Source organism: Streptomyces luteogriseus, from assembly GCF_014205055.1.
Lineage (GTDB): Bacteria > Actinomycetota > Actinomycetes > Streptomycetales > Streptomycetaceae > Streptomyces > Streptomyces luteogriseus.
The window spans coordinates 4193994-4207710 of record NZ_JACHMS010000001.1 but is presented as its reverse complement, the minus strand read 5'-3'; the positions used below and the strand labels follow the sequence as shown (position 1 = coordinate 4207710).

Sequence of the window (13717 nt, the reverse complement as noted above, 5' to 3'; positions counted from 1 at the left end):
CCCGGCCTTCCGTTCGCGGGATGGGATGCCCGAATCCTCCCTCAAAGACGGGGCGGGGCGGGGGAAGGTTGCCGGGCATCGACCCGGGCCAGGAACTCCTCCAGCGCGGCGTCGAACACCTCCGGGCGCTCCAGGTTGGGCATGTGAGCGGACCCGTCGATGATGTGCAGCTCCGCGTCCGGGAGGGCCGCGTGCAGGGCCAGGGCGTCGGAGACGGGTGTGAAGGTGTCGTCCGCTCCCACGACGACCAGGGCCGGGACGGAGACGCGCGGCAGCAGGGCGGTGTAGTCGGGGCGGCGGGCCCGGGCGCGCAGGGCCGCGGCGGCGCCCTCGGGTGCGGTGGCGGTCATCATGCCGTGCACGTGCGCCTTGACCTCGGCGGACGCGTACGGGGCGACCATCCGTTCCAGGACCTCGTCGGCGTAGCCGCGCATGCCCTCCGCGAGGAGGCGGTCCGCCATGGCGTCGCGGGTGCGCACGCCCTCGGGGGTCTCCGCCGCCGGGAAGGTGTCGGCGAGGACCAGGCCGCGGACGCGCTCGGGGAACAGGCGGTAGCAGTCCATGACGATCTGCCCGCCCATCGACAGGCCCGCCAGGACGAACGACTCCACCTCCAGCTCGTCCAGCAGGGCCTCGATGTCCCGGGCGAATGCCGAGAAGTCCGTGACGGCCGGGGCCGTGGGGGAGGCGCCGTAGCCGCGCAGGTCGGGTGCGATGACGCGACGGGTACCCGGGAACCTCTCGAGCTGCGGGGCCCACATCGTGCGGTCGAAGGGATGGCCGTGGACGAGAACCAGGGGTACCCGATGCGTATCGGGGTCTTTGTCCTCGTATGCCAGGAAGGGTGCCATGGCGTCGACCCTAGGCCGCCCAACTACTCAGTGCAATAAGATCTTTGCTCTCGGTGCAATCCAAGGGGGAGACCGGCCGATGAGTGACTACCGGCGCATCGCCGACCGCATCGCCGACGACATCGCCACCGGCCGGCTGCGGCCCGGGCAACGGCTGCCGCCGCAGCGGGCGTTCGCACGACGGCGCGGCATCGCACCGTCGACCGCCGGGCGGGTGTACGGCGAACTCGTGCGGCGCGGGCTGGTCGTCGGAGAGGTCGGGCGCGGCACCTTCGTACGGGCCGCACCGGCCGGCCCGGCGGGGCAGGCGCTCATCGAGCCCGGGCCGGCCGCCGCGCCCGTCAACCTGGAGCTCAATTACCCGGTCACGCCCGGCCAGCCGGAGCTGCTCGCCCCCGTCCTCGCGCCGCTGCTGCGCCCCGACGTGCTCGCCGAGGCGCTGTTACCGGCCGCCGCCACCGGCACCGAGGCCGCCCGGGAGGCCGCGGCCACCCTGCTCACCACCCCGGGCTGGCGCCCCGCCCCCGAGCGGCTGCTGTTCACCGGCAACGCCCGGCAGGCCATCGCCGCCGTACTGGCATCGCTGGTCCGGCCGGGCGGCCGGGTCGGGGTGGAGCAGCTGACGTATCCGCTGGTCAAGGAGATCGCGGCGCGGCTCGGCATCACGCTGGTGCCGCTGGCCGGGGACGCGTCCGGGCTGCTCCCGCCGGCCGTGGCGGCCGCGCACCGCTCGGCTCCGCTGTCCGCCCTCTACGTGCAGCCGACGCTGCACAACCCGACGTCCCTGACGACGAGCCGGCCGCGGCTGCTGCAACTCGCCCAGCTGGTCCACGACCTGAACCTGCCGGTGGTGGAGGACCGCATCTGGTCCTTCCTCCGGGAGCCGGGTGATCCGCTCGCCGTGCACGCCCCGGCCCTCACCCACGTCGTCGACGGGCTCTCCAAGCGGGTCGCCCCGGGGCTCACCGCCGGGTTCCTCGTCGTGCCGCCGCACCGGGTCGACGCCGTGGCCCGGGCGGTGCGGTCGGGCGGCTGGAGCGCGGGGCGGTTCGCGCTGGAGGCGGCCGTGCGGTGGGCCGGGGAGGGGACGGTGGCGCGGCTGGTGGCGGCCAAGCGGGCGGACGCGGCACGACGGCAGCGGATCCTCGCCGAGGAACTGGCGGGCTTCGCCGTACGGTCCGACCCGGGTGCCTACTTCGCCTGGTGGGAGCTGCCCGCGCCGTGGCGCGCCGACACCTTCACGGCCGCCGCCGCGGCGCACGGCATCGCCGTCACACCCGGCCCCGCCTTCGCCGTCGCCCCCGGGCACACGCCCGACGCCGTCAGGCTCGGGCTCGCGTCGGCGCCGGAACCGGATCTGCGACGGGCACTGCGGACCCTGGCGCATGTCGCCGCGCGACGAGCCGGGGACCGTACCGGCCCGTGACCCAGGCCCCCGCCGCCACCGTCAGGCCCAGCAGGCACAGCAGCCAGGCCACCGTGCTCAGGGTGGCGGTGAGGGCGTCGTAGACGGCGCCCGCGGCCGGGCGGTGGAGGGCGTCGGGCAGGTCGGCGAGGGTGAGGCGGCGGCCGACCGCCACGGCGAGGGCCAGCAGCGCGCCGCCCAGGGCCGTGCCCAGGCCGAGGGCGGTGACCGCGCGGCGGCGGCACGTGGCGACGCCGATCGCGGCGACCGCGAGGACGGCGGCGGCGAGCGGCAGCCAGAAGGCGGCGGTGTCCAGCACGTGGTACCCCTTGCGCAGTCGGTCCACGTCCTCGGCCGGGAGCACCGGGATCCGCGTGTGCGTGACCGGGATGCGGTGGGCGAACGGCACGTGGTCGTCGGAGAGTCGCTGTTTGACCCGGGCGATGACGGGGGCCGCGTCGACGGTGACCGGGGCTCCGCGGGCGCCGTCGTCGCGCAGGGCGCGCAGCACCGCGTCGTGCACGGCCCGGTTCGCCGCGTCCCAGGCCGCGCGGTACGCCTCGGTGCGGGTGAAGGAACGGGCCGCGTCGTGCACGAAGGGCCCGACCGCCCCGCGCAGCGGTCCGGTGTCGGCCTCGCGCCCGGCCTCCCGCATGACGCCGTCCCCCACGGCGTCCGCGACGGCGCGCCGCACGTCCGGGTCGGCGCCGAGCGGCGCCATCGTCCGCACGTAGCGGCCGGTGTCGGTGAGCCCGTGGGCCGCCCAGGACGCGAGCGCCCCGAACGGCACGAGCAGGCAGGCGAGGACGAGCAGAACGGCCGACAGGACGTTCCGCGCTCGTGGGGGCGCCTTCTCGGGACGGGGCGCCCGGTCGCGGTCGGACACCCTTCCAGGCAAGGCGCCCGCGGCCCGGCCCGCGAGCGCAACGACGGGGTCCGGCCGCACATCGGTCGCCCCGCAGCCCACTCCACCTGCGAGAAGCGGCTGTCACGGGCCCTTCGGCGGACTCACCCGAACGGGTGTCCTGAGCTCCGTCAGCCGATCCGCCGGCCCGCGGCGTCCTCGTGTGTGTAGTAGCGGTAGAACACCATCGCCAGGACGCCCGCCCCCACCAGCAGCCCCAGGCCGCCGGAGCTGTACACGGACGCACCGGTCTGGCTGTAGAGGAAGCCGACCGCGCAGCCCGTGAAGACGAACCAGCACAGCGCGTGCAGTTCGCGGGGCAGCAGCGGTGCCAGCGCGCACACGGCGGCGAACAGCACGGCGAACACGAGCGCCGTGACGAAGCCGAACAGCAGGTTCCAGCCGGTGATGGGCCCGCCGTGACGCTGGTTGGCCGCGACCCAGAAGCCGTAGACCAGTCCGAGCACCACGGGCAGGCCGACCTTCACGGCGGTGTGGATCCGCGGGCCGAACACATCGGGCCTACGGCGTTGCGTGATCATCCTGCGTGAGGCGGGTGCCGCATGAGCCATGACAGCTCTCCTCTCTGTCCCTGCCCCTGGATCCAGGGCACACCGGCGGGCAGCCCCTGGCAAGTCGGCGGTGCGGGGGGAACGGGATGCGGCCGGTGCGGGCCCGTGTTTCGCTGGGGCCGTGAGCCGCCACCGCGAGGGGCACGGCCCGCTCGTCCCGCACGCGCGGGCCGGGCGCCGCGACGTCGTGCGGCGCCAGGAACTGCTGCGGGTGCGGGGCCGCAGCGTGGCCTGGGTGCCGCCGTTGCTGCTGCTCGTCGCCATCGCCGTGGCCGACTACCACACCATCGGCGAGTTCCGCATGATCTCCTGGATCGTGCTGGTACCCGCCATCGCCGCCTCGATCTGCGGGGTGTGGGGCACGGCCCTCTTCGCGGTCCTCTCCCTGGTGACGTACGTCGTCGCCGACAGCACCTGGCCGCACGAATACCGGGCCGGCCGCGCCGACTTCGTCCTCGTCGCCCTCGGCGGCATCCTCGCCACCCTGGCCTGTGCGATCCGCGTGCGGGACGAGTACCGCGCGCTGCACATGAGCGACGTCACCGACACCGTCCGCCGCACCGTGCTGCGCCCGCTGCCACCCGGCTGGGGCGGCCTCGACCACGCCGGTGTCTACCTCACCGCCGACGCCCACGCCCGCGTCGGCGGCGACTTCTACGACATCCAGCCCGGCCCGCACGGCACCCGCGTGCTGGTCGGCGACGTGCAGGGCAAGGGCCTGGGGGCGGTGGAGGCGGCGGCCGCGCTGCTCGGCACGTTCCGTGAGGCCGCGTACCACGAGAGGGAGCTGGTCACGGTCGGCGAGCGGCTGGAGACGCGGATGATGCGGCACCGCGGGCACACCGTCGCCCTCGGCCGCTCCGACGGCGACCGGTTCGCCACGGCCGTCCTGCTCGCCTTCCCCGACGACGACCGGGAGGCGGTGGACGTCCTGCTGTTCGGCCACGAGCCGCCGCTCGCCGTCGGGCCGGGCGGGGTGCGCACCCTGTCGGCGGCGCCCGGGCTGCCGCTCGGCTTCCGGGGGCTCGCGCCCGGACCGCCGCAGGTCCGGCGGTGGCGGGTCTCCGCCGACGAGACGCTGCTGCTGGTGACGGACGGCGTGACCGAGGCCCGCGACGGCACCGGCGCGTTCTACCCGCTCGCCGACGAGGTGAGACGGGCCGTCGCCGAGGACCCCGGAACCGCCGAACCGGCCCGCCTCGCCGCCTTCGTACGGGACGGCACACTGCGGCAATGCGGCGGGCGCCTGGCCGACGACACCACGGTGTTCGCCGTCCGCAGGAGAGACGGGCGCGAAGCCCCCGAAGGCGGACGTTTGCGGTCCTGAGCCCCACCTGTGCAGCCGCAGCGGTTACGGTGCTGACGTACGTGATCGACACAGGGGGTGGGGCCATGCCCGGAACCGTGCTGCTGCTGGCGGCCTCGCCGGTCGGCAGGGGGCGCCTGGTGGACGCCGCCTCGGTGCTCCCCGTCCTCGCCGCCGTACCGCCCGCGGTGCTGGCCGGCACCGACACCGCGAACGTCGTCGAACTCGCCGACCCGCTGGAGCCGCAGGCCGTCCTCACCCGGCTGCGCGCCGCCGCCGCGGCCCCCGGACCCCTCACCGTGTACGTCACCGGGCAGCTCCAGCTCGACCGCAGGCAGCGCCTGCCCCACCTCGCGCTGGCCCGCACCACCGCCTCCACCGCCCGCTACACGGCCTTCCCCTGGCAGTGGTTCCGGGAGGAACTGCGGCTCAGGCCCGCCGGCGCCACGACCCTCCTGCTCGACCTGCACGCCGACGCCGAGACCTGGGAGCTGCTGCGGAGCACCCCGCTGGACTCGGGGCGCGGCAACGCCGTTCACGGCCGCATCGCGCCCCCGCCGTCCAGACGCACGGTCGCGGTCCCGGCGTACATGAAGGCCGTCGCGACGATCCTGCGCAGCGGATTCCGGCCGCCGGTCGAGCAGTTGCACCAGCAGGCGCTGACCCGGATCGCGCCCGAGAGCGCGGGCACCGACCTGGTGCTGAGCACGCCCGTCCCGACCGGCGGGGATCCGCACGCCGCCATCTCCGCCGCCGTCCAGTCCGGCCGGCACTCGGACGCCGACGCGCTCGCCGCCCGGCACGAGCAGGCCGCCGTCACCGCGCACGGACCCGCGTCCGAAGAGGCCCTGCACTGGGCCGAGGTACGGGCCGACCTGGCGATGTTCGCCGGGGACGCCGCCCGCAGCTGCCACACCTGGCTGATGATCGCAACAGCCCGTCTGAACGCCGGGCAGGCACCGGACGCCCCCGCCGTCGAGGCCGCCGTGGACCGGGCCCACCACCAGTGGGGCCAGGTCCACGACGCCGCCCCCGGCCGTGAACTGGGCGCCACCCTGGCCGCGTTGCGCGGCCGGGTGCCCGGGCGGCGCGAAGGGGCGTTGGATCATGTGCAGCGGCAGCTGCGGCAGTTGCAGACGCCCGCCGGTACCGGAACACGAATCTCGGACGGGGCGGCCTTCACCCGGCCTACGTGAATCGAGCTGCCCGGCGACGCCTCGCCGGCGCGAAGGCATCGATCGTTCCCGCGCCCCGGCCCGGTGCGCTGTTCCATCCCTGGATGCGGTCGGCAAGCTTCTTGAGCCGAGGATCTCCAGGCCCGACGGCGAGCTGGAAATGGGACTGCTTCACCGGCTGCAGATGCCCGCCCCAGGCAATGACGCCTTCGCAGTCCGCAAGGATGTCCGTGACGACGATCTGCTCGGCTTCGCTCATGCCGGTGTTCTTGACATCGGCTCCCAGCGGGTAGTGCATGGGCCGGATCGCGATGGCCGTGCCCGACAGGTGGTTCGACTCGAATGCCGAGCCGATCCCACGCTCCGTCGTGTGCCCCTGGAGGTCACCGGGCAAAAGCATGTCGACTTCATAGGCGAACCGGCGGGCGACGTAGAGAAGAACTGTTGCGACGTCTCCCTCCGCCAGGGAGACGTCGACGTCGGTGCCTTCGACCCGGAACTTCCCGGCGTGATCGAGGATGGGCCAGCCGTTTGCCGATTCGCGCTTGGTCCAGGCACGGTCGCCGGCAGGAGGGGCGGCCTGTGCCGGGCCGGCGGCCGCGACGGCTATCGCTGCCCCTGCCCCGAGGCCGAGAACCCGTCTACGCGTCAAGCTGGTTGTCATGGGGGGCCCTTCTGCGCTGAAAGCGGTTGATGAGTATCAGGGTGAAACAGACGGTGGCGCAGGCCAGCCCCACGAAAAGCAGAGGTGTGACCCAGAACGACACATCGTCGGTGCTGTATCCGCTGCTCCAATGGCAGGTGACGGATGGGGGGAAATGGTGGACGGTCGCCGACGTCAGGCTGTAGTCCCGCCCGGAGTCCACGTAGTCGCCACTGGCGGTCTTCGTCGCACAGAGGTCAAGCGGGTTTGTGTAGGCGAGACCGTAGAAGGTTCCGGCACCGTAGGCGGCGAGAGCCGCCGCGCTCCCGACCGCGGCCAGACGGGCCGTCCGCGAGGGCTTCTTCCTGGTCACCCACAGCGCGTACGGAAACACTCCGATGACGAAGAGGAGGAGCGTGATCGCGGGCGGGCCGAAGAGCGCGAAGAGTGTCATGCGCGCTGACGCTACTTCGCTCCAAGGAGACGCCGCTGGTTCGCCTGGTACTGCGCTCGCCGGAGCGTTTCCGTGGAGGCGTGCTGAGCGAGGTTGTTGCCGAACGCGTTGCACCACGCGTTGAGCTGGTCGGAAGGGAGGTGGTGCGGCATCAGGGTGGGTATGCCGCCGAACTTCTGGATCAGGCTCGCGCGGCCGCCCACCAGGATGACCCCGTCCCCGCTGGCGGGCTCGTCCGTGAGGATCTTCTTCGCCTGAGCGGCTGCCTCGCTGATGGTGCCGCCGAACCGTTGCTTCAGGTAGTCCCTGAACCGGGTGAGACCGCCGTTGCCCTGGTAGTGATCACGGAGCCGTACACGCCGTGCACGTACCGCTTCCCCTTGCTCCCGAGCCCGGACGCGACGCCTCGGAAGTACTCGAGGATGGCCGGCATATCGGCGTCGGTGGCGTCGTAGTCGACGGCGAAGTAGATGATCGTCCCTCGGTGACTTACTCCTGTGCGGCCCCGCAGCTGAACAGTGCCTCTCATGTGAAGCACGGGTGAAGAGTCAGGGAGTGCGTGATCACTCCGTTGGCTGATTCCCGCCCCTGCGTGGCGGGCATCCGACCCGCGGATACGCCCTGGCCGCCGGGCACTTGCTCCCAGCGGTCCGCGACTCCGAGAACCCGAGGCCGGTGTTCTCACCGTCCGTCTTGTCGTCCGGCTACGTCGCCTTTGTCGCTCATGTCGCTGTGAAGTGCCGGCTCGGGCCGGCTCTCCCCCGCTCTCGCCGACCCCGTGTTCGCCGCCAGCAGGAGCGTGGCGACGGCGACGACCGCAGCCGTCAGACCTCTGGCGTACCGCTCGGCGGTGCGTGTGCGTTCGAGCACGGCGACCTCGCAACTGGGGCGGCGACTACGGCGGCAACGTGTTAAGCGGCTTCGACAATGCGGCTTAACACTCCGTTTAACCTAGGGCCAGTACAGGTCGAACGGCAAGAGGTGCAGGGGGAGTTGGCGTGGGGGAGCGTGATGATCCGGGGACCATCGGCCGCCGGGTGCAGCGGTTGCGTACGGAACGCGGACTGACGCAGCGGCAGTTGGCGGAGCCCGTGTACACACCGGCCTACATCTCCACCCTGGAGTCCGGCCGGGTGCGGCCCTCGGACGATGCCCTGCGGCATCTCGCGGAGCGGCTCGGCGTCGACTTCGACGAGCTCGCCGGCGGGCGCTCCGCCCGGCTCGTCACCGGGCTGCGGCTGCGGCTGACCGAGGCCCGGCGCATCCTCGCCGTCGGCGAGGCCGAGGCGGCGGCCGAGCAGTACGCCGAGCTGCTCGTCGAGGCCGAGACGCACCAGCTGGCCGCGGAGCAGTCGGCCGCGCTGCTCGGGCTCGGCGAGTGCGCGCTGGAGACGGGTGAGCTCGTGGCCGGCCGGCAGTACTTCGAGCGGGCCGAGGAGTGTCTGGCCGACGCCCCGCTGCCCGCCCGGGTACCGGCCCTGCGCGGCCGGGCCGTGGCCCACTACCTCGCCGGTGAACTCCGCTACGCCGTCTACCTGCTGGAGACCACCCTCGACGAACTCAACCGAGGCGGCCTGCACGACCCGGACGCCCTCCTCCTGCTGTACGCCAGCGCCATCGGCCCGTACATGGACATGGGCGCGCACGCCCGGGCCGCCCAGGCCGCCGAGTTCGCCCTGGCCCTCGCCCCCCGGTCCGACGACCCCGCCCTGGTCGCCCGGATGCACCGGTCCGTCGCCCGCACCCTGGTCGCCGAGGGGCGCCTCGCCGAGGCCGACGCCTCCCTGGCCAAGGCCGCCGAGCTGTACCGCACCCTGCAGATCCGCACCGAACTCGCCAACTGCCACTGGATGCGCGGCTATGTCTACGCCCAGGACGGCCAACTGGAACGCGCCGAGGAGGAGCTGCGGCAGGCCCTCGGCATGCTGTCGGCCCGGCGCGCCGCCCTCTACAGCAGCCAGGTCGCCGTGGAGCTGGCCGACGTGCTGCACCGGCGCGGCCGGTCCGGCGAGGCGGCGGCCCTGCTGCACGACGTCCTCGGGCACCTGTCCCCCGAGCGCGGCGCCGTCCACTCCGCCGCCGCGCACCGCCTGCTCGGCATCATCGCCGAGGACGCCCGCCGCACGGAGGAAGCCGAGGAGCACTACGTCCGCGCCCTGAGCCTGCTGGAGCGGGCGGGCGCCGCCGGTGACCTGGCCGACCTGTGCCGGCTGCTCGGGGACCTGCTGCGGCGGACCGGCCGGGTGGAGGCGGCCCTGGACGCCTACCGGACGGGCCTCGGGCACCGCACGGCCCCCGGCACGACCACACTCGGGCCCGCGCCCGCACAGCCTCCGCTGTGAGAAAGCCTCCCGCACAGCCTCCGCTGTGAGAAAGCAGGGCACCCTCGCGCAGCCGTGCGGGTTAGTCTCCCACCCGGGATGTGAACGACCGGGGCGGGCGCGTGGAGAACCAACGGACGGTGGCCGACGGCATACGGCTGGGCCTCCGGGCCCTGGTGTACGCCGTCCTCGGCGGTGCCGCGCTGCTCACCATCGCGACGGTGGCGTCGGTGCTCGGGCCCATGCTGGCGCTCGACCTCTACACCCCACCCGTCGCGGCCTGGTGGACGGTGTTCACCGCGATCACCGTCCAGGGCGTGCCGTTCCTGCTGCTGGGCACGGTCGTGTCCGCGGCGATCGGGGCCTTCGTGCCCGAGCGGGTGTTCCAGCGGGTGCTGCCCCGCCGCACGGTGCTCGCCGTGCCGGTCGCGGGGGCTGCCGGGGTCGTGCTGCCCGGCTGCGAGTGCGCGTCCGTGCCGGTGGCGGGAAGCCTGATGCGGCGGGGCGTCGCACCGGCGGCCGCGCTCGCCTTCCTGCTGTCGGCGCCCGCGATCAACCCCGTCGTGCTCGTGGCGACCTCGATCGCCTTCCCCGGGCAGCCGGAGATGGTCCTCGGCCGCCTGGTCGCCTCGCTCGCCACGGCCGTGGTGATGGGCTGGCTGTGGGCGCGGTTCGGGCGGGAGGAGTGGCTGCGGCTGCCGAAGCGCGGCGGCGGGCAGGCCCCGGGCGGCGGCCCGCGCGCCTTCGTCTCCGGGCTCCAGCACGACTTCCTGCACGCGGGCGGTTTCCTGGTGCTCGGGGCGGCCGCCGCCGCGACGTTCAACATCGTCGTGCCGCGCTCGCTGCTGGAGGTGTTCACCGGGTCGGCCTGGTTGTCGGTGCTGCTGCTCGCGGTGCTGGCGGTCGTGCTGTGCGTGTGCAGCGAGGCCGACGCGTTCGTGGCCGCGTCGCTGAGCGGTTTCTCCCCGACCGCGCGGCTGGCCTTCATGGTGGTCGGGCCGATGGTCGACCTGAAGCTCATCGCGCTCCAGACGGGCACGTTCGGCAGGGCCTTCGCGGTGCGGTTCTCGGCGGCGACGTGGGTGGTGGCCGTGACGAGCAGTGTCCTGGTCGGGTGGTGGCTGCTGTGAGGCGCTGTGGACCGGCCGTCCTGCTCGCGCTCGTCGGCGCCGCGATTCTGCGGGTGTCGCTCTTCAGCGAGCTGTACCTCCGGTACGTACAAGCAGGGCTACGGCCGTACCTGGTGGTGTCGGGAGCGGCGCTGGTGCTGCTGGCGGTGGCGGTGGCGGTGGTGGCACGCGGGGCGGCTGTTCACGAGACCGAGGACCACGAAGGCGGTGACGGCGGCGGGGACGGTCATGGTGACGGCGGCGGTGACGGTCACGAGGACGATGGAGATCGCGCAGGCTACAGCCACAGCCACAGCCACAGCCACAGCCACAGCCACAGCCACAGCCACGGCCCCGCCGGGCCCCGCGTCGCCTGGTTCCTCACCCTCCCCGCCCTCGCCCTCCTCCTCTTCCCGCCGCCCGCCCTCGGTTCCTACAGCGCGGAGCGCGAGGCGGCCCAGCGGGCCGCGCAGGGCGTCGGCACCTTCCCGGCCCTGCCGTCCGGGAGCCCGGTGGACCTCGCCCTCGGGGAGTTCGGCTCCCGGGCGGTCTACGACAGCGGTCGTTCGCTGAAGGGCCGTACGGTCCGGCTCACCGGCTTCGTCACCCGTGACGGCGATGGCACCTGGTACGTCACCCGCCTCCTCGTCTCCTGCTGCGCCGCCGACGCCACGACCGCCAAGGCCGAGGTACGCGGTGTGGAGGCGCCGCCGGTCGACACCTGGGTGACGGTCACCGGCACGTGGCACCCCGAGGGCGAGCTGGGCTCTACCGAAGCCTGGCCACCGGTCGTCGACGTCACGTCCCTGCGGCGGGTGCGGCAGCCGGACAACCCGTACGAGAAGCGCTGAGGCCCGTTCCGTACGGTGACGCCCCGCCCGGTGGTTTCGCCCCACCCGCAACGGGTAGTCGGGGCACGGTTCCGGGAGGGCTCGGATCGATCCGGGCGGGTGCCGGGCCCGGTGCCGGGGCGGGCACCGGGCCCGGGTGCGGTCGTGTGCCGTGGTCGCGTGCTGCGGCGGCGTGCTGCGGCGGCGTGGTGCGGTCGGCCGCGGTGAACGAAGGAGGCGGTGGTCGTGCGGCCCAGGGACGATCCCCGAGGTGCCTCCGACGGCGACGGCGCCCAGGACCGCGGCCGCTCCAGGGGCGGGGGTCCGGATCCGGACGGAGCCCGGGCCGCCGACGTGATCGCCAGAGGCGTGCGGGGCGCCGAGCCCCGAGAGGTTCCGGGGCGCCTGTGCGCGGTGGCGGTGGAACTGCTGCCGGTGATCGGCGCGAGCGTGTCGCTGCGCAGCGAGGGCATGCCCGTGCAGCTGAGCGCGAGCAGCCCGCAGGCCGCGCACCTGTCGCAGATCCAGGCGACGCTGGGCGACGGCCCCTGCCAGAGCGCCGTGGAGGACGGCGCGCCCGTGCTCGCCTGCGACCTGACCACCGGCCGTGACGCGGGACGCTGGCCGGTCTTCGCCCAGCAGGCGACGGAGGCCGGGGTACGGGCCGTGTACGCGGTCCCGCTGGGCAGCGGCGCGGCCTGCGTGGGCACGCTCGACCTGTACCGCGACCGCCCCGGCGCCCTCACCGACCGCCAGCTGCACGTGGCCCGGATCGTGGCCGGCGTGATGACCGTGGCCCTGATGGCACTCCCGCAGGGCGACGAGCCGGAGACGCGGGACGGGGAGGACGACTGGCTGAGCGGCCTGGCCTCCGACCACGACGAGGTCTACCAGGCCGTCGGCATGATCATGGCGCAGCTCGGCGTGGGCGCGGACGACGCGCTGGCGCGGCTGCGGGCGGACGCCTTCGCGCGCGGGCGTACGGCCCTCGACGTGGCCCGAGACGTGATCGCCCACCGCACGCGCTTCGACCGGTCGTGACCCCTGAGATCCGGTATCGGACCTGAGCTTCGGAACAGGACCTGAGATCCGGTACAGGACCTGAGCTTCGGTACAGGCCCTGAGATCCGGTACCGGCCGGCCCTGAGGCCCGGTCATCACTCCCAGGGCCGGAGGGGGCCGTCAGATCTGTGCCCTCCCCTGCTTCCTGATGTCGGCCAGCCTCTGCGCCCCGAGCCGCACGGCCTGTTGGGTGACCTCCGCGTACACCTCGTCGAGGCCCGCGTTGGTGAGGGTGATCGTCTCCTCGCCGACGCGGACGGCGGCGAGGTCGACCGTGAGATACGTCAGCTCCCCCTCCTCCGTCTCGCCGGCCAGGGTGACCCGCAGGGCCTGCCGGGCGTCTCCCACCGGCGGCAGCGGCAGGTCGTCGACCTCCACGCCCTGGATGCCGCCGCGGGTGGTCGCCGCCGTGAACTGGCCGCATCTGCCGGGCAGCGACTTCATCCAGTCCAGCGTGCGGTCCACGTCGGCCGGGGGGTGAGCGGTGACCCGGTAGTGCAACTGGGCGTCGGTGTCGCCGTCGTCGAGCGCGGACGTCGCCTGCGGCCCCTTCGGGGTGCCGAACGGCTCCTCCGTGTAGAGGACGTCCAGCAGCCGCTGGCAGTCCCGGTCCTCCGTGGTGGCCTTGAGCAGTCCGTCCCGCCAGGTGCGCGCGCCGCGCGTCGGCACCCACGGCTCCCCGAGGTCGGCCTCGGTGACCAGGGCCGCATGGGCCTGTGCCTCGCTGAGGGCGGCCCCGGAACCGGCGGGCTGCTCGACGGCGGGCGACGCGCCGGAGGCGGACGCGGAGGCTGAGGCGGAGAACCACCGGGGCCGCGGCTCGTCGTCGACGGAGCAGCCGGCCGTGGCGAGCAGGGCGGTCGCGGACAGCGCGGACAGCGCGGAGGCCAGGAGGGCACGGGTGGCCGGGGGGTTGGTCATCGGGGTGCCTCCTGCGGGGGCTCATGGAGGTGCCTTCGCGCGGGGGCGACGGCGGGCTCTCCAAGATCGGGTGAGTGCTCTTACGGCACCACCGCGACCGCCCGTCCACCAGCGATACGGGCCGTCCGGGTGACCGGACCAGGGCGTCCACCGCCCCCAGGACC

General features: G+C 73.9%; 14 protein-coding genes and 1 pseudogene. 7 read left to right on the top strand and 8 right to left on the bottom strand.

Features of this window, described 5'->3' with window-relative positions; translation table 11 throughout:
• Window positions 1–41: 41 nt before the first annotated feature.
• Entirely contained in the window at window positions 42–851 is an 810-nt protein-coding gene (locus BJ965_RS18430) for an alpha/beta fold hydrolase (RefSeq protein ID WP_184909671.1), read from the bottom strand.
• A 79-nt stretch (window positions 852–930) separates the two neighbouring features.
• On the opposite strand from BJ965_RS18430, the gene BJ965_RS18425 reads away from it, so the two are divergent.
• Entirely contained in the window at window positions 931–2277 is a 1347-nt protein-coding gene (locus tag BJ965_RS18425; protein WP_184909670.1) for an aminotransferase-like domain-containing protein, read from the top strand.
• Here BJ965_RS18425 and BJ965_RS18420 read toward each other — a convergent pair.
• Together BJ965_RS18420 and BJ965_RS18415 are read right to left on the bottom strand one after the other, a co-directional pair.
• The gene (locus BJ965_RS18420; protein WP_184909669.1) at window positions 2174–3142 is read right to left on the bottom strand and encodes a hypothetical protein; all 969 of its coding nucleotides are present in this window, start codon (window positions 3140–3142) and stop codon (window positions 2174–2176) included. The two genes, BJ965_RS18425 and BJ965_RS18420, sit on opposite strands and share 104 nt — an antisense overlap.
• Before the next feature lie 149 nt (window positions 3143–3291).
• Complete coding sequence (locus BJ965_RS18415; RefSeq protein ID WP_184909668.1) at window positions 3292–3732, bottom strand: hypothetical protein; 441 nt, start codon at window positions 3730–3732, stop codon at window positions 3292–3294.
• Between the two features lie 121 nt (window positions 3733–3853).
• Between BJ965_RS18415 and BJ965_RS18410 the strand changes: the two genes are divergently transcribed.
• Both BJ965_RS18410 and BJ965_RS18405 read left to right on the top strand, forming a co-directional pair.
• A complete protein-coding gene (locus tag BJ965_RS18410; protein WP_376777926.1) occupies window positions 3854–5059 on the top strand; it encodes a PP2C family protein-serine/threonine phosphatase in 1206 nt (401 codons plus the stop codon).
• A gap of 65 nt (window positions 5060–5124) precedes the next feature.
• Window positions 5125–6234 carry a hypothetical protein gene (locus tag BJ965_RS18405; protein WP_184909666.1) on the top strand — a complete coding sequence of 370 codons (1110 nt, stop codon included), beginning with the start codon at window positions 5125–5127 and terminating at the stop codon, window positions 6232–6234.
• On the opposite strand, the gene BJ965_RS18400 is transcribed toward BJ965_RS18405, so the two are convergent.
• The 4 genes and pseudogenes from BJ965_RS18400 to BJ965_RS40175 all read right to left on the bottom strand — a co-directional run bounded on the left by BJ965_RS18400 (window position 6227) and on the right by BJ965_RS40175 (window position 8180).
• Entirely contained in the window at window positions 6227–6877 is a 651-nt protein-coding gene (locus tag BJ965_RS18400) for a hypothetical protein (RefSeq protein WP_184909665.1), read from the bottom strand. The genes BJ965_RS18405 and BJ965_RS18400 overlap by 8 nt on opposite strands.
• Window positions 6855–7310, bottom strand: a complete 456-nt coding sequence (locus tag BJ965_RS18395; protein ID WP_184909664.1) for a hypothetical protein — start codon at window positions 7308–7310, stop codon at window positions 6855–6857. The genes BJ965_RS18400 and BJ965_RS18395 overlap by 23 nt, the downstream gene beginning before the upstream one ends.
• 346 nt (window positions 7311–7656) lie before the next feature.
• A pseudogene (locus tag BJ965_RS40450) lies at window positions 7657–7797 on the bottom strand (glycoside hydrolase domain-containing protein); the annotation flags it as partial.
• A gap of 194 nt (window positions 7798–7991) precedes the next feature.
• Window positions 7992–8180, bottom strand: a complete 189-nt coding sequence (locus tag BJ965_RS40175; RefSeq protein ID WP_313666954.1) for a hypothetical protein — start codon at window positions 8178–8180, stop codon at window positions 7992–7994.
• A gap of 128 nt (window positions 8181–8308) precedes the next feature.
• Here BJ965_RS40175 and BJ965_RS18385 point away from each other — a divergent pair, with 128 nt between their 5' ends.
• The 4 genes from BJ965_RS18385 (at window position 8309) to BJ965_RS18370 (ending at window position 12611) form a co-directional block, all read left to right on the top strand.
• Entirely contained in the window at window positions 8309–9652 is a 1344-nt protein-coding gene (locus tag BJ965_RS18385) for a helix-turn-helix domain-containing protein (RefSeq protein ID WP_184909663.1), read from the top strand.
• A 101-nt stretch (window positions 9653–9753) separates the two neighbouring features.
• Window positions 9754–10761, top strand: coding sequence for a permease (locus tag BJ965_RS18380; protein ID WP_184909662.1), 1008 nt, complete (start codon window positions 9754–9756; stop codon window positions 10759–10761).
• Window positions 10758–11591, top strand: coding sequence for a TIGR03943 family putative permease subunit (locus BJ965_RS18375; protein WP_184909661.1), 834 nt, complete (start codon window positions 10758–10760; stop codon window positions 11589–11591). Before BJ965_RS18380 ends, BJ965_RS18375 begins: the two co-directional genes overlap by 4 nt.
• Before the next feature lie 219 nt (window positions 11592–11810).
• On the top strand, window positions 11811–12611 hold the full coding sequence (locus tag BJ965_RS18370; protein ID WP_184909660.1) for a GAF and ANTAR domain-containing protein: 801 nt from the start codon (window positions 11811–11813) through the stop codon (window positions 12609–12611).
• Window positions 12612–12752: 141 nt separating this feature from the next.
• Here the strand turns inward: BJ965_RS18370 and BJ965_RS18365 are convergent, their stop codons facing one another.
• Window positions 12753–13553, bottom strand: a complete 801-nt coding sequence (locus tag BJ965_RS18365) for a hypothetical protein (protein ID WP_184909659.1) — start codon at window positions 13551–13553, stop codon at window positions 12753–12755.
• Window positions 13554–13717 lie beyond the last annotated feature (164 nt).